This is a genomic window from Streptomyces sp. NPDC026394 (assembly GCF_055567735.1).
In genome coordinates, this window is record NZ_JBVHPX010000004.1 from 351,684 (window position 1) to 371,977 (window position 20,294).

General features: G+C 73.3%; 15 protein-coding genes and 2 pseudogenes. 9 read left to right on the forward strand and 8 right to left on the reverse strand.

Annotated features, from left to right (window positions below):
- Nucleotides 1-82: 82 nt before the first annotated feature.
- Nucleotides 83-484, forward strand: a pseudogene (locus ACZ4QV_RS12915) (MmyB family transcriptional regulator); the annotation flags it as partial.
- A 54-nt stretch (nt 485-538) separates the two neighbouring features.
- Here ACZ4QV_RS12915 and ACZ4QV_RS12920 read toward each other — a convergent pair.
- The gene (locus tag ACZ4QV_RS12920) at nt 539-1,630 is read right to left on the reverse strand and encodes a glycosyl hydrolase family 18 protein (RefSeq protein ID WP_361614478.1); all 1,092 of its coding nucleotides are present in this window, start codon (nt 1,628-1,630) and stop codon (nt 539-541) included.
- An 81-nt stretch (nt 1,631-1,711) separates the two neighbouring features.
- The gene (locus ACZ4QV_RS12925) at nt 1,712-2,596 is read right to left on the reverse strand and encodes an SDR family oxidoreductase (protein WP_361614481.1); all 885 of its coding nucleotides are present in this window, start codon (nt 2,594-2,596) and stop codon (nt 1,712-1,714) included.
- 230 nt (nt 2,597-2,826) lie between these two features.
- Between ACZ4QV_RS12925 and ACZ4QV_RS12930 the strand changes: the two genes are divergently transcribed.
- Both ACZ4QV_RS12930 and ACZ4QV_RS12935 read left to right on the forward strand, forming a co-directional pair.
- On the forward strand, nt 2,827-3,288 hold the full coding sequence (locus tag ACZ4QV_RS12930) for an SRPBCC family protein (RefSeq protein WP_361147871.1): 462 nt from the start codon (nt 2,827-2,829) through the stop codon (nt 3,286-3,288).
- Nucleotide 3,289: 1 nt separating this feature from the next.
- A complete protein-coding gene (locus ACZ4QV_RS12935; RefSeq protein ID WP_361614483.1) occupies nt 3,290-4,927 on the forward strand; it encodes a phytoene desaturase family protein in 1,638 nt (545 codons plus the stop codon).
- Nucleotides 4,928-4,975: 48 nt separating this feature from the next.
- Here ACZ4QV_RS12935 and ACZ4QV_RS12940 read toward each other — a convergent pair whose 3' ends face one another.
- The 5 genes from ACZ4QV_RS12940 to ACZ4QV_RS12960 all read right to left on the reverse strand — a co-directional run bounded on the left by ACZ4QV_RS12940 (nt 4,976) and on the right by ACZ4QV_RS12960 (nt 11,479).
- Nucleotides 4,976-6,100, reverse strand: coding sequence for a selina-4(15),7(11)-diene synthase (locus ACZ4QV_RS12940; protein WP_361147874.1), 1,125 nt, complete (start codon nt 6,098-6,100; stop codon nt 4,976-4,978).
- 275 nt (nt 6,101-6,375) lie between these two features.
- Complete coding sequence (locus tag ACZ4QV_RS12945; RefSeq protein ID WP_361147876.1) at nt 6,376-7,245, reverse strand: alpha/beta fold hydrolase; 870 nt, start codon at nt 7,243-7,245, stop codon at nt 6,376-6,378.
- Between the two features lie 209 nt (nt 7,246-7,454).
- Nucleotides 7,455-7,769: a DUF6980 family protein gene (locus tag ACZ4QV_RS12950; protein ID WP_361590178.1), complete on the reverse strand. Its 315-nt coding sequence runs from the start codon at nt 7,767-7,769 to the stop codon at nt 7,455-7,457.
- A gap of 85 nt (nt 7,770-7,854) precedes the next feature.
- Nucleotides 7,855-8,367, reverse strand: coding sequence for a phosphatase domain-containing protein (locus tag ACZ4QV_RS12955; protein ID WP_361590181.1), 513 nt, complete (start codon nt 8,365-8,367; stop codon nt 7,855-7,857).
- A gap of 235 nt (nt 8,368-8,602) precedes the next feature.
- Nucleotides 8,603-11,479: a helix-turn-helix transcriptional regulator gene (locus tag ACZ4QV_RS12960; protein WP_361614485.1), complete on the reverse strand. Its 2,877-nt coding sequence runs from the start codon at nt 11,477-11,479 to the stop codon at nt 8,603-8,605.
- Between the two features lie 213 nt (nt 11,480-11,692).
- On the opposite strand from ACZ4QV_RS12960, the gene ACZ4QV_RS12965 reads away from it, so the two are divergent.
- The 6 genes and pseudogenes from ACZ4QV_RS12965 to egtD all read left to right on the forward strand — a co-directional run bounded on the left by ACZ4QV_RS12965 (nt 11,693) and on the right by egtD (nt 19,559).
- Nucleotides 11,693-12,667: an MBL fold metallo-hydrolase gene (locus tag ACZ4QV_RS12965; RefSeq protein ID WP_361614487.1), complete on the forward strand. Its 975-nt coding sequence runs from the start codon at nt 11,693-11,695 to the stop codon at nt 12,665-12,667.
- A gap of 175 nt (nt 12,668-12,842) precedes the next feature.
- A complete protein-coding gene (locus ACZ4QV_RS12970) occupies nt 12,843-14,357 on the forward strand; it encodes a carboxylesterase/lipase family protein (protein ID WP_467762920.1) in 1,515 nt (504 codons plus the stop codon).
- A 301-nt stretch (nt 14,358-14,658) separates the two neighbouring features.
- Nucleotides 14,659-15,897: pseudogene (egtA, locus tag ACZ4QV_RS12975) on the forward strand (ergothioneine biosynthesis glutamate--cysteine ligase EgtA); the annotation flags it as partial.
- A gap of 395 nt (nt 15,898-16,292) precedes the next feature.
- On the forward strand, nt 16,293-17,633 hold the full coding sequence (gene egtB / locus ACZ4QV_RS12980) for an ergothioneine biosynthesis protein EgtB (RefSeq protein ID WP_361882246.1): 1,341 nt from the start codon (nt 16,293-16,295) through the stop codon (nt 17,631-17,633).
- Between the two features lie 211 nt (nt 17,634-17,844).
- Nucleotides 17,845-18,600 (forward strand): ergothioneine biosynthesis protein EgtC, encoded by a 756-nt coding sequence (gene egtC, locus ACZ4QV_RS12985; protein ID WP_467762888.1) that lies wholly within the window; start codon nt 17,845-17,847, stop codon nt 18,598-18,600.
- Entirely contained in the window at nt 18,597-19,559 is a 963-nt protein-coding gene (gene egtD / locus ACZ4QV_RS12990) for an L-histidine N(alpha)-methyltransferase (protein WP_361635375.1), read from the forward strand. Before egtC ends, egtD begins: the two co-directional genes overlap by 4 nt.
- A 337-nt stretch (nt 19,560-19,896) precedes the next feature.
- Here egtD and ACZ4QV_RS12995 read toward each other — a convergent pair whose 3' ends face one another.
- A complete protein-coding gene (locus ACZ4QV_RS12995) occupies nt 19,897-20,292 on the reverse strand; it encodes an Imm7 family immunity protein (protein WP_361635378.1) in 396 nt (131 codons plus the stop codon).
- Between the last annotated feature and the right edge of the window lie 2 nt (nt 20,293-20,294).

A 20,294-nucleotide genomic window follows, 5' to 3' on the forward strand; every position in this document is an offset into this window, starting at 1 on the left:
ACGGCGCCCGGCCGTACGGCCCGACAGGGCGCGCTCCGGCACGCGCCAACTGCTCGCCGCGCTCGGCGAGGCGCCGACCGTGGTGCTCGGCCGGCGCTTCGAGGCTCCGGCGTGGGACCCCGCGGGACACGCACTGGTCCCCGGCCACCTGGACTTCGACAGCCCCGGACGGCCGCTGGACCGGCCCGACACCCAGCGGCTGCTGTTCCTGGACCCGCACACCCGCGAGCTGTATCCGGACCGCGAGGCGGAGACCCGGCGAGCCGTCGCCGCGCTGCGCATGGCGGCCGGGCAGCATCCGGACGACCCGCAACTGGCGGAGCTGATCGGTGAGCTGTCCATGAAGAGCACCGAGTGCGGCACGCTCCGTTCGCGGCACGCGGTCTACTACTGCGGCTTCGGAGTGGAGAGTTTCCACCACCCGCTGGTGGGCGCCATGGAGCTGGACTTCCGGATGCTGCACACGCCGGACGCCTCCGGGCAGAGTCTGCTGATGTTCACCGTGCGGGCCGGCAGTCCGTCCGGGGCGGTGCTGCGGCTACTCGCCGCCCAGCGCCTGCCAGAACCGCGGGTCCTCGAACCCGAGCGCCCACAGCCCGGTGTTGCGTACGCCGTACTTCTTCAGCAGCGGCAGGTGCGCGGCGACCCCGCGTGCGTCCTGGTACCAGACGTGGTGCACGGCCCGGCCCGCCTTGTACGTGAAGTGGGGCGTGCCGGACTTCGCGTCGAAGCGGTAGGCGGCACCCTTGCGGCGGCGCAGCGCCTCCGCCTCCTTCCAGGTCAGGTGCTTGGCGCGGGCCTTGGCGCCCTGGGTCCAGTCCCAGCCGTACCCGGGGAAGGCCACTTCGAGCTTGTCCCGCGGCACGGTGCGGGTGGCGTACCGCAGGAACTCCTCGTACCAGGCGAGCGAGGACAGCGGGCCCGGGGAGCCCCCGGCCCAGTGCAGGTCGTAGCCCATGATCCGGACGCGGTCGGCGGCCTTGCCGAGGCGTGCGTAGTCGTACGCCTTGCCGGAGGTGCCGGTGCGGGCCATGACGGTGATGACGCAGCTCTTGCCCCTGGCGTGCAGCCGGGCGCACAGCTCGTCGGCGAACAGCGCGTACCCGGTGCGCACCCGCTCGCGCATCCGGGCGCTGCCGGTGGTCGCCATCGTCTCGTAGTCGAGGTCGACGCCGTCGTACGCGCGGGAGGCCACCAGCCGCAGCAGTGCCGCGATGTGCGCGTGGCGGCGGGACCGGTCGTGCAGCAGCGCGGCCATGGCGGTGGCGTCCATGGACTCGTTGACGGTCGGCACCACCTTGATCCCGGCCTTGTGCAGGCCCGCGATGACCTGTTTGTCGCCCGCGCCGTGCTGGCTCTTGATGGTGGTGGCGGAGGTGGCCCGGTACCAGAAGGGGCTGACGGTGTGCAGTTGCGCGGCGTGCTGGAGGGCGTCGCGGTAGGCGGCCTTGGTGTCGCCCCAGTAGGGCAGCCAGGCGGAGGCCGTACGGGCGGGCTCCGCGGCGGCGGGCGCCCGGGTGTCCGTACGGTCCTGGGCCGCGGCGCCGGGGGTCAGGGCGGCAGCGACCCCGGCTGCCGTCAGCAGGAAGACGAGCCCGAGCCGCGCCCGGGGAGCCGATGCTTGGTCCATGCCCCGAGCTTGTCCCGGGTGCGGCGGGCCCGCCGCGCCGGTTGCGCCGAACGGCCGTGCCCTCCCCCGTACTCCGCACGGTCAGCAGCGCGTGTCGCCGGACGCCTCGGCCGCCCGGCCGCCCGCTCCGAGCAGACCGGTCGCCGTGAGGTCGGCGCGGCCCGCCAGGCGCAGGAAGGCGCGGCGCGAGCCCTCGGCCACGATCCCCGGCAGGACGGCGCGCACCGCCTGGCCCGCCCGCAGCCACGGCTGTGCGTAGACCGCTGCGGCCCGCCGTTCGATGCCGCGGACCATACGGTCGGCCACCGGACCGGCGTCGTAGGTCTTCGACGCGGGCCACGGCAGGTGGGCGCGCAGCTCCCGCATCGCCGTCCGGCGGTCGGCGGCCCGGACCATCTCGGTGTCCGCCCAGCTGAGGTACGCGGTACCGACCCCCACCCCACGATGGGCCAGCTCGGCGCGCAGGACCTGCGCGAACGTCTCCACTCCGGACTTGGAGGCGCAGTAGGCGGACAGCATCGGCGCCGGGCCGATGGCCGCGAGGGAGGCGACCTGGAGGAAGTAGCCACGGGTGCGCAGGAGGGCGGGCAGGAAGGCACGTGCGGTCACCGCGCTGCCGATCAGGTTGACCTCGACGACGCGGCGCCAGACGGCCGGGTCGGTGTCGAGGAAGGGGCCGCCCGCCACCACCCCCGCGTTGGCGACGACGACGGAGGGCGGGCCGAAGCGGCGCTCCACGAGGGCGGCGGCGCGGTCCATGGCGTCCTCGTCGGTGACGTCCACCGGCCAGTGTTCGGCGTGACCCGGCAAGCCGGCCGCGACCCGCTCCAACGCGTCCTCCTCCAGCCCGAGCAGGGCCACGTCGGCTCCCCGCCGTACGAGTGAACGCGCCATGTGCGCGCCCAGGCCGCGTGCGGCGCCGGTGATCACGGCGGTGCGTCCGCGCAGGGGAAGGTCGTGGCTCATGGTCGGGCCTCCACGGGCTGCGGGCGGTACCGGTCGGGGTGACGGGTCAGAGGGGGGTACCCGGGACCGGGCTTCCGCAACGTGACGCCGGGTCGCCGCCGACGCCCGGCACGAAACCCGCCCGGCTGGTGTCGTACGGCCCGTCACGGGCACACGGTCGTGGTCCCGAATGCCGGGACAGCCGGACCCGCCTATGCTGGCGACCGGCTCCCCCTGACGTTGGAGACCGCATGGCGGTAAGACATCAGCTGATCAAGAGTCCGCCTGCCGCGGTGTGGGCGGTGCTCGCCGACGGCGCCCGGTACCAGGAGTGGGTGGTCGGTCCCTACCGGTCGGAACCGGCCGAGGGCGACTGGCCGGAGCTGGGGTCCTCGATCGCGTACAGCGTGCGCGTGGGTCCGTGGTCGCTGAGCGGCCGGACCGTCGTCCGGCGTGTCGAGCCGCCCAGGGAACTGGAGCTGGAGATCGAGAGCGGTGCCCTGGGCAGCGCACGGATCGCCGCCGAGATCCGCCCCTGGGGCGAGCACAGCCTCATCATCATGGACGAACACCCGCTGCGCGGGCCCGGCGGGCTGCTGCACAACGCCGTGCTGGACGCCCTGCTCCAGATCCGGCACCGCAGCATGCTCGGCAGACTGGCCAAGGTCGTGGAGGGCGGCAGGCCCCGGCAGCAGCCGAGCGGGGCGTTCTGAGATGCCCGACGCGGTGGTGATCGGCGCCGGCCCGAACGGGCTGGTGGCCGCCAACCTGCTGGTCGACGCGGGCTGGAGCGTGGAGGTCCTGGAGACGCAGCCCGAAGCGGGCGGCGCGGTCCGCAGCGACCGCGGCGTCCACCCCGACTTCGTCAGCGACCTGTGCAGCTCCTTCTATCCGCTGGCCGCCGCCTCCCCGGTGCTCGACGCGCTCCGCCTCGACGAGCACGGGCTGCGGTGGAGCCACGCGCCCAGCGTCCTCGCACATCCGCTGGCCGACGGCCGGTGCGCGGTGCTGGAACGGCGGCGGCCGGCCACCGCCGACGGGCTGGACCGCTTCGCCGCCGGCGACGGCGACGCCTGGCGGCGGCTCTGCGAGATCTGGGACCGGGTGGGGCCGGACGTCCTGGGGGCGTTGTTCACGCCGTTCCCGCCGGTACGGGCCACGGCCCGGCTCGCCGCCCGGCTGCGCAGCGCGGGCGGCCTGCGGCTGGCCCGCACGATGGTGCTGCCCGTACGGCGGCTGGGCGAGGAGGAGTTCGGCGGTGAGGGCGGCCGGCTGCTGCTCGCGGGCAACGCGCTGCACGCCGACCTGGCGCCGGAGGCCGCGGGCAGCGGGGGCTTCGGCTGGCTGATGTCCATGCTCGGGCAGTCGTACGGCTTTCCCGTGCCGGTCGGCGGCGCGGGCGCGCTGACGGAGGCTCTGGTACGGCGGCTGGAGGCGCGCGGCGGTGTGCTGCGCTGCGGCGAGCGTGTGACCGAGGTCGTCGTGCGGGCGGGCCGCGCCGTGGCGGTACGCACCGCGGGCGGCGAATCGGTGGCCGCCGGCCGGGCCGTACTGGCCGACGTGTCCGTACCGTCCCTCTACGGCGAGCTGGTCGACAGCCGGCACCTGCCCACGCGGCTGATGGCGGACCTGCGCCGCTTCCAGTGGGACTTCGCGACGTTCAAGGTCGACTGGGCGCTGGACGGCGCGGTGCCGTGGACCTGCCGGGAAGCGGCGAGCGCGGGCACCGTGCACTTGGCCGAGGGGGTGGACGAGCTGACGCGGTTCGCCGCGCAGCTCGCGGCGGGCCGGGTCCCCGACCGGCCGTTCGCCCTCTTCGGGCAGATGACCACCGCCGACGCCACCCGGTCACCGGCCGGGACCGAGTCGGCGTGGGCGTACACCCACGTACCGCACGACGTCCGTGCGGACGCCGGGGACGCCGGGATCACCGGCTCCTGGAGCCGCGGCGAGCAGGAAGCGATGGCGGACCGGCTGGAGGAGCAGGTGGAGCGGTACGCGCCGGGCTTCCGCTCCCGTATCCGGGCCCGCCGCATCCTGGCACCGCCCACGTTGCAGGCGCTCGACGCCAATCTGCACGGAGGGGCCATCAACGGAGGCACGACCGCCATGCACCAGCAGCTCGTCTTCCGCCCGGTGCCGGGTACCGGGCGGCCGGAGACCCCGGTCAAGGGCCTCTTCCTGGCGTCCGCCGGGGCGCATCCGGGCGGTGGTGTGCACGGCGCGCCCGGCGCCAACGCGGCGCGCGCCGCCCTGCGCAAGCGGTCGCCGAGCAGCGCGCTCACCCGTCTCCAGCGGTCGCTGACCAGCCGTAACCGGCTCGGTGACCGCCCGGACGACCCGGCGGAGTGACCCGCCGGGCGAGGGCCGGACGGCGGGGCGCCCCCGCCAGGACCGCGATCAGCCGGTGGGCTGCGCCGCCCACGCGTGCGCGCGTGCGCCGTCGTCCGCCGCGCCACGCGCCTGAGCGGGGGTGGCCGGGACCAGACCCCACCACCAGGAGATGACCGGGATGTCCAGCGGCGCACGGCTGTCGTCGGTGGGGGTGGAGCGCAACGTCGAAGGCAGCCGGGCCGGGTCGTCCGGGGTGGTGTAGCGCAGGGAGGTGATGCCCCAGTCCTGGGACCCGCGGATGAACGTGCCCAGATTGTGCAGGTACTGGCGCAACTGCGGGCTGGCCTGCTGCTGTAGGTGCGCACTCAGGCGCATGAACAGCGTCATCACGCGGTCCCGCTGGGCTATCGCCGTGGTCAGGGCCTCCTCCTGGGATATGCCGTACTCGTTCTGGAGGACGCGCAGCACGTTGAGGTAGTAGCCCGGCCCCCGGCTCTCCTTGTGGTGGGAGAAGATGTCGTTGTCCCAGGTGATGATGAAGGAGGCCATCTCTGCTGCGGCCCGCACGGACCTGTGATCGCGCTCGTGCGGCTGGAGTTCGTAGCCGTGCCCCATCTCCAGCATGGGCAGGACGACCGAGGTCGCCCCGTCGTACAGCCGCATGAGGGTGTAGTCGGGCAGGCTCGGCACGGCGCCCGAGCGCCGGTAGGACGCCTCCCACACCACGGAGAAGAAGTATTCGCGCAGGGCGTCGATCCAGCGCGCGGCCTGGCCCACCGTGCCGTGGCGGGCGACGCGGTGCCGCAGGTCGCGCAAACCCTCGGCGAGGCTGTCGCCCGGCAGGACAGGGGCCTCGGGATTCTGCGCGACGCGCAGCAGCCGGTGCAGTACGCCGGTGAGCGCGCCCGGATCGTGGCCGAGATCGCTCTCCTCGCAGTAGCCGTCGTCGACGCCGAAGAGCCACAGGACGAAGTCGGCGAGGAGGGAGACGACCTCCTCGCGGCCGTCCGGCAGGATGCGGGCCGAGAAGCCGCCGATCCCGTGGGTGACCAGCCGTCCGCGCAGTTCGTCCGACCCTATGGAGAAACGATTCGCCCAGGCAGTCGTCCGGGCCTCGATCTCCACGTGCCGGGGGTGGACGGCGGGCGGGATGGGCGAGTAGGTCGGCGGAACGGTCAGCTCGGGTCCCACGCCTGACCACCTCTCAGCAGCGTCACGGCACATTCGGCCGGATAGGGAAACAGACATGTCGGTCTTTGATTGATCAACTATGGCGCATAGTACGCAGTCGGTGCCCCTGATCCAATAGCGTCTTCGTGCCTGTGACAAGTTGTGGAGGGGGATCGTCCGTTTTCTGTGCCGACGTCCGGCCGCCCGGGCGACGCACGCCGGCGCAAGCCGCGGCGCCCGTACCACGGGCGGCCCGCCGCCGCGCCCCTGACGGGACGTCGGGCGGACCGCGGCCGTCAGGCGGTCTTCGGCAGGAAGGTACGCAGATGCGCGAGCAGCGCTTCCGGGGCCTCCTCCGCGATGAAGTGACCGCATTCGGCGATCTCCGCGCCGGTCACCAGCTCCGGCTGCGCGCAATGGTCCCGCCAGATGTCCAGCGTCGGCAGCCGCGCGGGCAGGCCGGCCGCTCCCCACAGGGCCAGGACCGGGACGGTCAGCAGCCGCCCCTCGGCGAAGTCCGCGTCGTCCAGGGCGGTGTCCGTCTCCAGGGCCCGGTAGTCGTCGAAGCCCGCGCGCAGCGCGCCGGGGCGGGAGAACGCCGCCACGTACGCGTCCACGGCCTCGTCGGTCAGCGCGTGCCGGTTGTGGGTCCACCGCTCGAAGAAGTACTCCAGATAGCCGCGGACATCCGCACCGGCCAGCCGCTCCGGCAGGTCGGGCTGGAGGTGGAAGAACCAGTGCCAGTATCCGGCGGCGACCGTGGCGTCCGTGCGGCGCACCATCTCCCGCGTCGGCACGATGTCCAGCAGCGCGATCCGCGCCACCTGTTCGGGCCGGTCCAGGGCCCAGCGGTGGGCCACCCTGGCACCCCGGTCGTGCCCGACGACGGCGGCCCGCTCGAACCCCAGCGACTCGACGAGACCCGCCATGTCGGCGGCCATCCGCCGCTTGTCGTAGCCGGTCGTCGGCTTGTCACTGCGGCCGTAACCGCGCAGGTCGGGCGCGACGACGGTGTAGTCCCTGGCCAGTTCGCCGAGGACCGGCCACCAGCACCGGGAGGTCTGCGGCCAGCCGTGCAGCAGCACCACCAGCGGGCCGGAGCCCGCCCGGGTGTAGTGCAGCCTTACGCCGTCCACCTGGGCCACACCTGTGGTCGTACCGTCCACCGTCCGTTCCCTTCCGAGCCGTTGGAACCGTCGCCGGGCGCGGCCGCCGTACCTCGGCCGGGCGCGGGCGCACCACCACCAGCCAGCGCGGCTCACCCTCTCAGGGGGTTACCGCCATCGCAAGCATGTCGGGCCAGGTGCAGGGGTGCGAGGTGAGAGGTGAAGGGGTGGTGGTGCGGGCCGGTGCGGCGTCGTGCCGTGCGGTGGCGCTATTCCTGGAGAGGCGAGGCCAGCCAGCGTTCGTCCTCGAACTCCGCGGGGACCTCGTCCTCCCACGGGTCGATCCCCCGGCGTTCCAGCTCGTCGAACCACCGGTCCCGCTGCGACTCGGGGAGCCGCCGTCCGCACCAGGGACAGAACGTGATGGTGATGCTCGACGTACCGCCGTCATGGATGATCAGGCCGTACTCGCGGAACTTGGCACTGAAGCGGATCAGGGCGTCCGGGCAGGCGAAAGGGTCGTCGTGCCGGTCGCAGACGGCATCCGCCTGGTTCCGCATGAGGTCGCAGCAGTGGTCGGTCATGGCCTCGGTGTCGCGTCGATCGGTGGTACGGCCGACAGTAGATCACGCACGGTCACCATCACCGGCGGCGGGTGCGGCGCGGAGGTCAGGTACGCCCCTCACGTTCCTGCGCGTCCTTCAGGTCGGTGGAGGGCACGGCCCAGCGGGCCCGTACGACCGGGTAGCCGGCCTGCTCGCAGGCGTCGCAGACCAGTTCGTCGTCGTCCACGACTCGGCGTACCTCGCGGCCTGCCGCCAGGCGGCGCAGGAGTTCCAGCTTGGTGTACCGGGCGGGACGCCGGTCCTCGTTCGGGCGCATGTACAGCCGCCCCTCGGGCAGCCCGTGCTGTCCGAGCCAGGCCAGGGTGTCCCGGCGGCAGCGCTCGGGGCGGCCCGTCAGATAGACGACCTCGCACTCCTCGGCGCTCTGCCGGGCCAGTTCCACACCCGCGGCGAGCGGCGGGTCGTCCGGGGCCGCGGCGAAGAAGCCCTTCCAGTCGCGCGGCCGGCGCTCCAGGAAGTGCTGGCGGTGCCCGGTGTCGGCGAGCGTGCCGTCCAGGTCGAAGACCGCCAGGGGCCTCGCGGCCTTGCCGCGGCCGCCGCTCTTCGTACTCGTCATCGCGTCCCCTCGTCCCGTGCGGCGCCCGGCCACCGCCCATGCGTACGGCGGTGCCCGCGAGGCCGCCGGAACCCCTGCTCGCGGCGGCCGGAAGCAGCGTACGTGAGCCGCGATCAGCGTGCCGGTGCCGCGCGCTCGGGCGGACCGGCGGACTGGCCGACCGGAGGACCGACCGCCGGGCTGAACGGCTGACCGGCTGACCGGCTGACCGGCTGACCGGCTGACCGCGGCACGCTCACCGGCCGCCGACGTCAGCCGGCCCCGTGCGCGCCCCCTCGACAAGGTCGCGCAACTGGGAACGTGCGGTGATGCCCAGCTTGGGGAAGCTGCGGTAGAGGTGCGAGCCGACCGTGCGCGGGGAGAGGAAGAGCTTTTCGCCGATTTCACGGTTGGTCAGTCCGCGGGCCGCCAGTCCGACGATCTGTTGTTGTTGCGGGGACAGTTCGGCGAGCGCGTCAGGGGCCGGTGCCGTGACATCGAGCCCGGCGGCACGCGATTCGGTCCGGGCGCGGTCGATCCACGGACGTGCTCCCAGGCGCCGGAACGTCTCCAGTGCCTCGACGAGCAGCGGCCGCGCCTCGGCGATACGCCGTCGGCGCCGCAGCCATTCGGCGAAGTCCAACAGGGCCTGGGCACGCTCGAAAGGCCAGTGGGCGAGCACCGGATCCGCCAGGGCCGCCCGGAAGTGCGGCTCGGCGTCCTCGGGCGCCGCCAGCAGAGCACGGGCCCGGCTGAGCAGCGCGCGCAGCCGGGATGAGGCGTGCTCCCCGAGTGTGCGCGCACAGCGCTCGACGACCACGGTGGCCTCCGGGCGCCGGCCGCTGCGCACACCCGCTGCGGCCAGGTCCGCGAGGGCTGGGCAGGACGCGTGGTAGTGGAGCGGCGCGCCGTCCGCCGTGAAGGCCGCGCGGAGGTGGTCGTACGCGGTGTCGTACGCCCCTTCCGCGGCTGCTGCGGCGCCGAGTGCGCGACGGGCGTAGACGGTGACGGAGCGGCTCTCCAACGGGTCGATCAGGGCGAGCGCGTCGTCGGCGCGGGCGCGGGCTGCTGCCGCGTCGCCCTGGTGGGCCAGTACGACGGCGTCCACCGCTGCCGCGCACGCCACGGCGTGGTCGAGGCCCGCCATGGCGCCGACCGCCGTCATGCGTGCGCAGGCCTCGCGGGCCCGCCCCCACCTGCCCAGTTCCACGTAGGTCCAGGCGGCGGCGCCACCCAGGCCCGCAGGCAGCGGGCCGCGCGACTCCCAGCGGTCGAAGGCCGCGTCGAAGGCGCGCGCTGCCTGCGGGGTCTCGTCCAGGAGCCAGGCCATGACCGCGAGAGCGGTGAGCCGACCGGGCCGGTGTTCCGCCTCGGCCATCGACGCCGAGAGGGAACGGAGAAGCTGCGGCCGCCCGCCGTCAGGGTCCGACACGGCCTGCACCCAGGCACGCAGCCAGTCTTGTGACGCCTGCTCGGGAATGCGCCGCAGTATGTCCTCGATACGGCGCCGCCGGCACTCCTCCCCCGAGTAGAAGCGGACCACGGCGGCCCCGGCCAGGAGGTCCAGCGCCACGGCGGGCTGCCCGGCCGCCAGTTCCTCGGCGGCGCCGGCCAGGCGGGAGAAGACCACGCTGTGGCGTACGGTCAGCGTCGCCAGCCGGCCGGCGTGTGCCGCGACGGAGGCCAGCAGCGCCGGATCGTCGGTACGGGCGCGTGCCGCGGCGGCCAGTTCCTCGACCCAGGCGAGATCCCCGGTGAACACGGCCGCGCCGGCGGCTTCGACCAGCAGCCGAGCGCTGTCCGCGCGCCGCGGGGCCAGCTCCGCGGCACGCTGCAACGCTTTGGCCGCTGCCGCGTGGCCGCCCCGGCGGCGGGCCCGGTCCGCGGTCCGCTCCAGCTCGGCCGACACGGCCGCGTCCGGGCGTCCGGAGGAGGCGGCGAGGTGCCAGGCGCGCCGGTCCGGTGCGTCCGGCAGCATCCCGGCGAGCGTGCGGTGGGCGTCGCGCCGCGCGTCGAAGGGCGCGGCATGGTAGACGGCGGACCGGACCAGCGGATGGCGGAAGCGGGTGTCCCGGCCGGTACGGCGGATGAGCCCGGCCTGCTCGGCGGGCAGCCAGGCGTCGTCCTCGGCGTGCGGCAGCCCGGCCGGTACGGCGGCGTGGTCGGCGGTGTCCATGGCGGCCAGGAGCAGCAGCGCCCGCGTCGTACGGGCCGGGAGGCCGTGCAGGCGGGCGGCGAAGAGCCGTTCCAGGCGGTCGGTGAGCGGGAGCGGACCGGCGGACGGCGGTTCCCCGGCGGCTCCGGTCTCCATGACGGCGGCGGCCCGCGCCAGTTCGGCCAGTGCCAGGGGGTTGCCGGCGGCCTGGTCGAGGATGCGGGTCCTGGTCCGTCCGGTGGGACGCTGCGGCTGAAGGTCCAGCAGGCGGTGCGCCGCCACGTCGTCGAGCGGGCCGAGGGTGAGCACGGGCACGTGGCGGTCGAAGCCCGGCAGGCAGTCGCCGGTGCGGGCGCCGACCAGCACCGTGACCGGTTCGTCCGCCAGCCGTCGCGCGGCGAACGCCAAGGCGTCCAGGGAGGCGCGGTCGCACCACTGGGCATCGTCCAGTACGGCGAGTACGGGGCCCCGCTCGCCCAGCGCCGACAGCAGGCCCAGGACGGCGAGCCCGGTCAGCAGGGGGTCGGGGGACGCGGCGTCCTGCCCGGTACCGAAGGCGTCGTGCAGCGCCGCGCGCTGCCTCGGCGGCAGCGCGTCCGCCTCGGCCCGTACCGGCCACAGCAGTTGGTGCAGCGCCGAGAAGGCGAGATCCGCCTCCGACTCGCTCCCGCAGGCGCGCAGGACGCGGGCGCCCCGGGCCGCCGCGCGGCGTGCCGCGGAGTCCAGCAGCGCGCTCTTGCCGATGCCCGCGTCGCCGGTGAGGACCAGTACGGGACCGGCCGCGGCGGCCGGGTCCGCCGTACGGGAATCCGCCGTACGGAAATCGGCCGTACCGGGATCCGCCGCCCAGGAATGCCCTGCCCGGGAGTCCACCGTACGGAAGAGGCGGGCGAGTTCCGCCTCCCGGCCGACGATGCGGTCCTCCGGAATCGGCGCCGACCCTGCGACCGTGCCGGCGGCCGCTCGATGCTCGTCCACGCCGTCTCCAGGAGTGCGGGCTCCCGGATGGAGCCGTCGTGCCTCGTCGCACCCAGGCTACAAGCGGCGCGACCGGCGCCCGTGAGCGGGTGCGAGTGCGGGTGCGGGTGCGGATGTGGGTGCGGATGTGGGTGCAGTCACCTGACGGATACCTCACGCGGCGGGTCCGCTCGTACGGTTCCGGGAAAACCCACGGATTCGCGAAGGCACCGCATGAAAACACGCACGGAAACAATCCACGACACACGCATCGACACACACATCGACCCACGCCCGGAAACCATCGAACTCGGAAACGTCGCCGTCACCCGCGTCCGGGAATACTTCGGCCCGGTCGACATGACGCCGGACACGTTCTTCCCCGACGTCCCGGAGGAGGTGTGGGAGAAGAACTCCTCCTGGGTGTCCCCGGATTTCCTGGACCCCGACACCCGTATCGTCAACTCCGCGATCCAGACCTGGCTGTTGCGCAGCGAAGGGAAGACGATCCTGGTCGACACCGGCGTGGGCAACCACAAGGAACGCCCGTACTCCCCGGTCTGGAGCCGGCTGGACACCGGCTTCCTGGCCGCTCTGGCCCGGGCCGGTGTCGCACCCGAGGACGTCGACGTCGTCATCAACACGCACCTGCATGTCGACCACGTCGGCTGGAACACGTACCTGGACGGCAGGAATTGGGTTCCCACCTTTCCGAATGCCACGTACCTGATGCCGAAGGACGACTTCGACTTCTGGAATCCGGCCAACGGCCATCAGCCGGTACTCGGCCGCGGCAATCAGAACGTGTTCGAGGACAGCGTGGCTCCGGTGCACGCGGCGGGGCTGACACACCTGTGGGAGGACAGCCACCGTATCGACACGAATCTGCGTCTGGACGCGGCCCCCGGGCACACCCCCGGCTCCTCCGTACTGACCCTCGCGTCCGGCACCGACCGCGCGGTGTTCGTCGGCGACCTGCTGCACAGCCCGGCGCAGATCCTCGCACCGGACGCCAACAGCTGCTTCTGCGAGGACCCCGCGGGCGCCCGCGCCACCCGGCGCAAGGTACTGGGCCGGGCAGCCGACACCCACGCGCTCGTCATCCCCGCGCACCTGGGCGGGCACGGCGCCGCGGAGGTGGTACGCGACGGGAGCGCGTTCGCCATCAAGGGGTGGGCCCCGTTCACGCCGTACACCGAGCGGGACTGAGAGCCCGGAGGGCACGGAGGGATCCGAGGTGCCCAAGGAACCCGAGGAACCCGAGGAACCCGAGGAACCCGAGGAACCCGAGGAACCCGAGGAACCCAAGGAACCCAAGGAACCCGAGGAACTGCCGGGTCCGGAGAGACCTGCGGAGAACAGCGACCGAAGCGACCTGAAAGACATGCCTGTGCGCCACAACCACCACCCGGCCCCCGTCGTGACCACCGCCCAGGGAGCGGTCCGCGGCCTGCGCCAGAACGGCAGTGCCGTCTTCCTGGACATTCCCTACGCCGCCCCGCCGGTGGGCCCCGGCCGGTTCGCGCCGCCGCGGCCGCACGCGCCCTGGGACGGCGTACGGGACGCCACCACGCCGGGCCCCAACGCACCGCAGTCCGCGCGCGACCTGGGCAGCCTGGACATGACGCCGTACTTCGGCGCCGGCTGGAGCCGCGGCGAGGACTACCTCACCGTCACCGTCCGGACGCCGCAGGACGCGAGTGGCGGCCTGCCCGTCATGGTGTTCGTCCACGGCGGCGGGTTCGTCGCCGGATCGACGCGGTCCGCCTTGTACGACGGCGCCGGCTTCGCCCGCGACGGCGTCGTCCTCGTCACGCTGAACTACCGGCTCGGCATCGCGGGCTTCCTGGACCTCCCCGGGGCCCCCGCCAACCGCGGCCTCCTCGACGTCGTCGCCGCGCTGCGCTGGGTACGGGAGAACATCGCCGCCTTCGGCGGTGACCCCGACCGTGTCACCCTCTTCGGCCAGTCCGCCGGGGCCACCGTCGTCGGGGGCGTGCTCGCCGCCCCGGAGGCCGCCGGCCTCGTCCGCCGGGCGATCGTCCAGAGCGGCAGCGGCCTGGGGGCCTTCACCACCGAGCAGGCCGCCCGGGTCACCCGGGCGGCCGCCGCGGACCTGGGCGTCGAGCCGCACGCCGACGCCTTCGCCTACCTCGACGACGCCCGACTGGTCGAGACCGCTGCCCGGCTCGCCGGCATCTGCCTGCGGACCGCCACCCACCACGACCCGCTGTTCGGCCTCAGCCCGTTCAGTCTGGTCCTGGACACCCAGCCGGCCGCGTCGGTCGCCGCCGGGGCCGCTTCCGGCGTGGACCTGCTCATCGGGACCAACACCGAGGAGGGAAATCTCTATCTGGCTCCGGTGGGCCGGTACACCAGCTCGACCGCAGCGGACGTCGACGCGGCGGCGGCCCGCGCGCACCCGGACCCGGCGCGGCTCGTCGAGACGTACCGGACGACGCGTCCCGCGGCGTCCGCCGGGGCGCTGCGGTCCGCCGTCATGGGCGACGCGCTGTTCGGCGCGGGGAGCTGGACCCTGGCCTCCGCGCACGCCGCCCACCCGGGGGCCGCCACCTTCGGGTACGAGTTCGCCTGGCGCTCCCGGGCCCTGGACGGAACGCTGGGCGCCGCCCACGCCGTGGAGCTCCCCTTCGTCTTCGACCGCACGGACCTGCCCGGCCTGCGCGGGCCCGGCGGCCTGCTCGGCCCCGACGCGCCGTCCGCGGACCTCGCCGACCTCGCCGCCCGGATGCACGGGAGCTGGGTCCGGTTCGCCGCGACCGGCAGCCCCGGCTGGGCCCCGTACGACACCGAACGCCGGACCACGATGCGCATCGACACCGAGTGGACCCTCACCGACGACCCACGCGGCCCGGAACGGCGGGCCTGGGCAGCCTGACCCGGCGCCCGGCGCACCTCCAGCCCGTCCCCGGCACGCCTCGGCGTCCTCCGCATCCACTTTCCCCAAATTCGCACAAAGAAACGAACCCTCCGCATCACCCGTCACCGCCGGAAAATCCCAGGCAGACGCGGGTGCACCGGCCCCGGTCCCGCACCGCTCCGGGCCGGTGCCCTCGCGCACCGGCACCCCGGCGACGAGAATGTGCCCTTGAGTGCACCGCCCGCACCCGCTTAGGTGGAGGGCGGCAATTCCGCCGTCGGACGGCAGCCGTCGTCCCGATCCGAGGGAGTTGGAGCCCATGCCCGCACGGCCGGCGGTCACGGAGGCGGAGCTGGAGGCCCACCTGCGTGGCATCTGCTTCAAGACCGGACCACCCCGCCGCCTGGGTGTCGAGATCGAGTGGCTCGTCCACGACGCCCGCAACCCCCGATGTCCCGTCGACCCCGTACGACACCGCGAAGCGGCCACCGCACTGCGTGCCCTCCCCCTGCGGTCGGCCCTCACCTTCGAACCCGGCGGACAGCTGGAGCTCAGCTCGCTGCCCGCCACGTCCCTCACCGCGTGCATCGAAGCCGTCTCGGCCGACCTGGCCCTGGTCCGCCCCGCGATGCGGGAGATGGGCCTCGGTATGGCGGGCCACGGCCACAACCCCTGGCACCCCCCGCGGCGGGTGCTCACCGAACCCCGCTACGACGCCATGGAGGCGTACTTCGACCGCTGGGGCCACGCGGGCAGATCCATGATGTGCGGCACCGCGTCCGTACAGGTCTGCCTGGACGCCGGCCATGAGGAGCCGGGCCCGCTCGGGCTCGGCCGCCGCTGGCGGCTGGCCCACCTGCTGGGCGCGGTCCTGCTCGCTGCCTTCGCCAACTCCCCCGTCAGCGAGGGGTGCCCGACCGGCTACCGCTCCACCCGCCAGGTGGTGTGGTCGCAGATGGACCCGGCCCGCACCCTCGCCCCACCCGACGGCCCCGACCCGCGCGCCGCCTGGGCCGGTTACGTCCTGGACGCGCCCGTGATGTGCGTCCGCGGCGACGACGGCCCGTGGGACGCCCCCGAGGGGCTGACGTTCCGCGACTGGGTCCGCACGGGTGCGCCGCGTCCGCCGACGGCGGACGACCTCGACTACCACGTCACCACGCTCTTCCCGCCCGTACGGCCGCGCGGGCACCTGGAGCTGCGCATGATCGACGCGCAGCCGGGGGACGGCGGCTGGATCGTGCCGCTGGCCGTCACGGCCGCGCTGTTCGACGACCCGGAGGCCGCCGAGAGCGCGTACCGCGTGGTCAAACCCCTCGCCGAGACGGCCGGCTCCCGTCCGGCGCCGCGCAACCCGCTGTGGCGGCACGCCACCCGGGGCGCACTGACCGACCCCGAACTGCGGGCCGCCGCGCTGGCCTGCTTCACCATCGCGCAGGAGGCACTGCCCCGGCTGGGCGCTCCGGCCGAGGTGAGCGAAGCGGTCGCCCGCTTCACCGAACGCTACGTGGCGCGGGGGCGGTGCCCGGCGGACGATCTGCTGGAGGGAGCGTACGGGGAGCAGGTGGCGGGTACGGTGCCGCCCGGACCGGGGGCGGCGGCGGAGGCAGTGCTACCCGGACCGGGGGCGACGGCGGACGCGGCGCCGCCCGGTTCGGGGACGGCGACAGACACGGTGCCGCCAGGACCGGCGACGGCGACAGACGCAGCGCCACCCGGACCGGTGACGGCGACGGAGGCTGAGCCACCCGGCCCGGTTGCCTCCGGATCGTCGGCCCCTGCCACCGGGGCCCCTGGGACGGCCTCCGGGCCGCCTGGGACGTCCGCCGCGGCGCCGGAGTCGGCAACCGCGCCATCGGAACCGGCCGGGCCTCCCGAACCGGCAGCCGCGCCTCCCACCGTCCCGGCGGACGCCGCGTACGAGGACCAGCTCACCCTCGGGAAGGACAGCCTGTGACCTCCCTGCCCCACGACCCCGAGTCCCATGACCCCGAAGCGCTCCGGGAACGCGCGGCGCGCGCCCTGCTCGCCGCGCGTGACCGCACCCGCGCGCTGACCACCTGCGTCGACGACCACGACCTCACCGCCCAGCACTCCCCGCTGATGTCGCCCCTGGTCTGGGACCTGGCCCACATCGGCAACCAGGAGGAGCAGTGGCTGCTGCGCGCGGTCGGCAAGCGGGACGCGCTGCGCCCGGACATCGATTCCGTGTACGACGCCTTCGAGCACCCGCGGGCCGAACGCCCGTCCCTGCCCCTGCTGCCGCCCGCCGAGGCACACGGCTACGTGGCGGACGTACGCAGCCGGGTCCTGGACGTGCTGGAGCACAGCCCGCTGCGCGGCGAACCGCTGCTCGACTCCGGCTTCGCCTTCGGCATGATCGCGCAGCACGAGCAGCAGCACGACGAGACCATGCTCATCACCCACCAACTGCGGCACGGCCCGGCCGCGCTGACGGCCCCCGAGCCGCCGCGGACCACCGACGGCCCCCTGCCCGCCGAAGTACTGGTGCCCGCAGGCCCGTTCACGATGGGCACCTCCACCGAACCGTGGGCCCTGGACAACGAACGACCCGCCCACCGCCGCCTCCTGCCGGCCTTCCTCATCGACACCACACCGGTGAGCAACGGCGCGTACCTCGACTTCATCGAGGACGGCGGCTACGACGAACAGCGCTGGTGGTCCCCCGAAGGCTGGGACCACGTCCGCGAACACCACCTGCACGCCCCGCTGTTCTGGCGCCACGAGGGCGGCCAGTGGCTGCGACGGCGCTTCGGCGTCACCGAACCGGTACCGCCGGACGAACCGGTCCTGCACGTGAGCTGGTACGAGGCCGACGCGTACGCGCGATGGGCGGGCCGGCGGCTGCCCACGGAGGAGGAGTGGGAGAAGGCCGCCCGGCACGACCCGGCCGGCGGCCGGTCACGCCGCTACCCGTGGGGCGACGAGGACCCCGGCCCCACCCACGCCAACCTGGGCCAGCGACACCTGCGCCCCGCCCCCGTCGGCAGCTACCCGGACGGCGGGTCCCCCCTCGGCATACGCCAGCTCATCGGCGACGTCTGGGAGTGGACGTCGAGCGACTTCCTCCCGTACCCCGGCTTCGCCGCCTTCCCCTACCGCGAGTACTCGGAGGTGTTCTTCGGCGGGCCGTACAAAGTGTTGCGCGGCGGTTCGTTCGCCGTCGACCCGGTGGCCTGCCGGGGCACCTTCCGCAACTGGGACCTGCCCGTACGGCGCCAGATCTTCGCCGGCTTCCGCACCGCCCGCGACGCCGATCCGGTGGGCGCATGAGGGCCCCGGTCGCACCGGGGTGCCCGGCGGCACAGAGCACCGGGCACCGGAATCCGGCGCAGCGCACCGACCCCTGTGCTCCGTCACAGCGCACCGGCCCTCGGCGTCCGTCACAGAACACCGAACCGGGAAGTCCGACGCCATACCCCGCCCCCGAAGCCGCTCTCACCCCCACCCCCACCCTCGCTCCCGCTCCCGGGGGGCGGTACTGATGTGCCGACACATCGCCTACCTGGGGCCGGAGGTCCCCCTGGGCTCCCTGATCACCGCCCCCTCCCACGGCCTGTACCGCCAGTCGTGGCAACCACGCCACCAGATCCACGGCACCGTCAACGCGGACGGCTTCGGCGTCGGCTGGTACGCGCCCGGCGACCCGGTACCCGCCCGGTACCGCAAAGGCGGCCCCATCTGGGCCGACACCGGAATCCTGGACCTGCTGCGGGTGGTACGCACCACCGCACTGCTCGCCGCCGTCCGCGACGCCACCTTCGCCGGCGCGGACGCCGAGGCGGCCGCCGCGCCGTTCGCCGACGGCCCCTGGCTCTTCAGCCACAACGGCGCGGTCCCGGGCTGGCCCGGCTCCCTGGCGAACCTGACCGCCGACCTGCCCCCACAACGACTCCTCTCCCTCCCGGCCCGCTGCGACTCAGCCTTCCTCTGGGCGCTGGTGCACCACCGGCTCAGCGCCGGCCTGGACCCCGCCGAGGCACTGGCCGACACCGTCACGGCGGTGTCCGCCGCCGCGCCCGGCGCCCGGCTGAACCTGCTCCTCACCGACGGCGCCACCATCGCCGCGACCGCCTGGGGCGACTCCCTCTACTACCTCGCCGAGCCCGGACGCAGCACCACCGTCGCCTCCGAGCCGTACGACGGCTCCCCCCACTGGACCGAGGTCCCCGCGTACACCCTGCTCGCGGCCACGCCCACCGACGTCCTCCTCACCCCGCTCAAGGAGCCCGCCGCGTGAGTTCACTCACCGTCACCCGCACCCTGCCCGCCGACGCCACCACCGCCGCGCTCCGCGCCGACGTCGCCCACGGCCTGACCCGCACCCCCAAACAGCTCCCGCCCAAATGGTTCTACGACGCCCGCGGCAGCGAACTCTTCGACGAGATCACCACCCTGCCGGACTACTACCCCACCCGCGCCGAACGCGAAATCCTCATCAACCGCTCCCCCGAAATCGCCGCCGCCACCGGCGCCCGAACCCTCATCGAACTCGGCTCAGGCTCCTCCGACAAAACCCGCCACCTCATCGCGGCCCTACCCGAGCTCCACACCTACGTCCCCGTCGACGTAAGCGAATCCGCCCTCACCTCCGCCGCCGAAACCCTCCTCACCCTCCACCCCTCCCTCACCGTCCACGCCCTGGTAGCCGACTTCCAACAGGGCTTCGCCCTCCCCGCCACCCCCGCCCCCCGCCTCCTCGCCTTCCTGGGCGGCACCATCGGCAACCTCCTCCCAGAAGAACGCGCCACCTTCCTCCGCTCCGCCCACGACCTCCTCTCCCCCGGCGACGCCATACTCCTCGGCACCGACCTCGTCAAGGACGAAGCAACCCTGCTGGCCGCCTACGACGACCCGACCGGCATCACCGCCAACTTCAACAAAAACGTCCTCCACGTCATCAACCGAGAACTGGAAGCCGACTTCGACCCGGCCGACTTCCAACATGTGGCGCTGTGGAACGCCGAACACGAGTGGATCGAAATGCGACTGCGGGCGAGGAAGGAACTGACGGTGAAGATCCCGGCGCTGGATCTGGCCGTGCCCTTCGCGGAGGGCGAGGAGATCAGGACGGAGATCTCGGCGAAGTTCCGGGAGGAAGGAGTACGGGACGAGCTAAAGGCCGCCGGGTTCGAGATGAGCCGGTGGTGGACGGACAGGGAGGGACGGTTCGGGGTTTCGTTGGCTGATCGGGGGTGAGCGGCGTGAAGGTCAGCGGGCACGGTACCGGCCGAACGGCACGAGAACTGCCACACAACTCGGCGAGGGACCAGTGTCACTCACCGTTCTGAGGCAGTGATGCCGTAGTCCGCTGTCCCGGCCACCTGCCCACCGGATCCTCTCCGTCGAGCGCTTCGCTGCCTGCCACTGTGCGGAGCAACTGTCTGCTGTCATTGCCGTCAGAACCCGAGAAGAGGCCCCACCGGATTTCTTATCCGGTGGGGCCTTTGACGGTGCCAGGCAATTCTTAACAGCTCTTCAAAACCCTAACATTTAAAGGCTGCTGGCACCCGTCAGTTCCTCGCGCAAGTTGAGACTAATCTTCAATTGTAGGGATGCAGGGCGACAGGAAAGGATCGAGGCGATCAATGAGAGCACCTCGCGCCATGACGCGCACCCGAAAGGCTCCATAGCCCGGCTGGCCAATAAAGTCGTCCGAGCGCTCATACAGAAGCCCCCAAGCCCCGCGGAAACGGGCGGCCACGTGATCCAAAAGATCATTGAGCTCAGCGGCCTCGTCCCTCCGCCGATTGACCAGCCCAGTGGCAATCAGAAAGTGCTGCCCGTTGTAGGACTTCAGCTGCACTTCTGCCGTTGCCCACTGAAGCACGGCAATCCGACTCCGCAGGTCCTCCACGCCTTCCGAGAGCGAGCCGGCATCGGCCTCTTCCGGCGTCTCCGCAATGCCGAACCACCCATGAAACTCATACATTT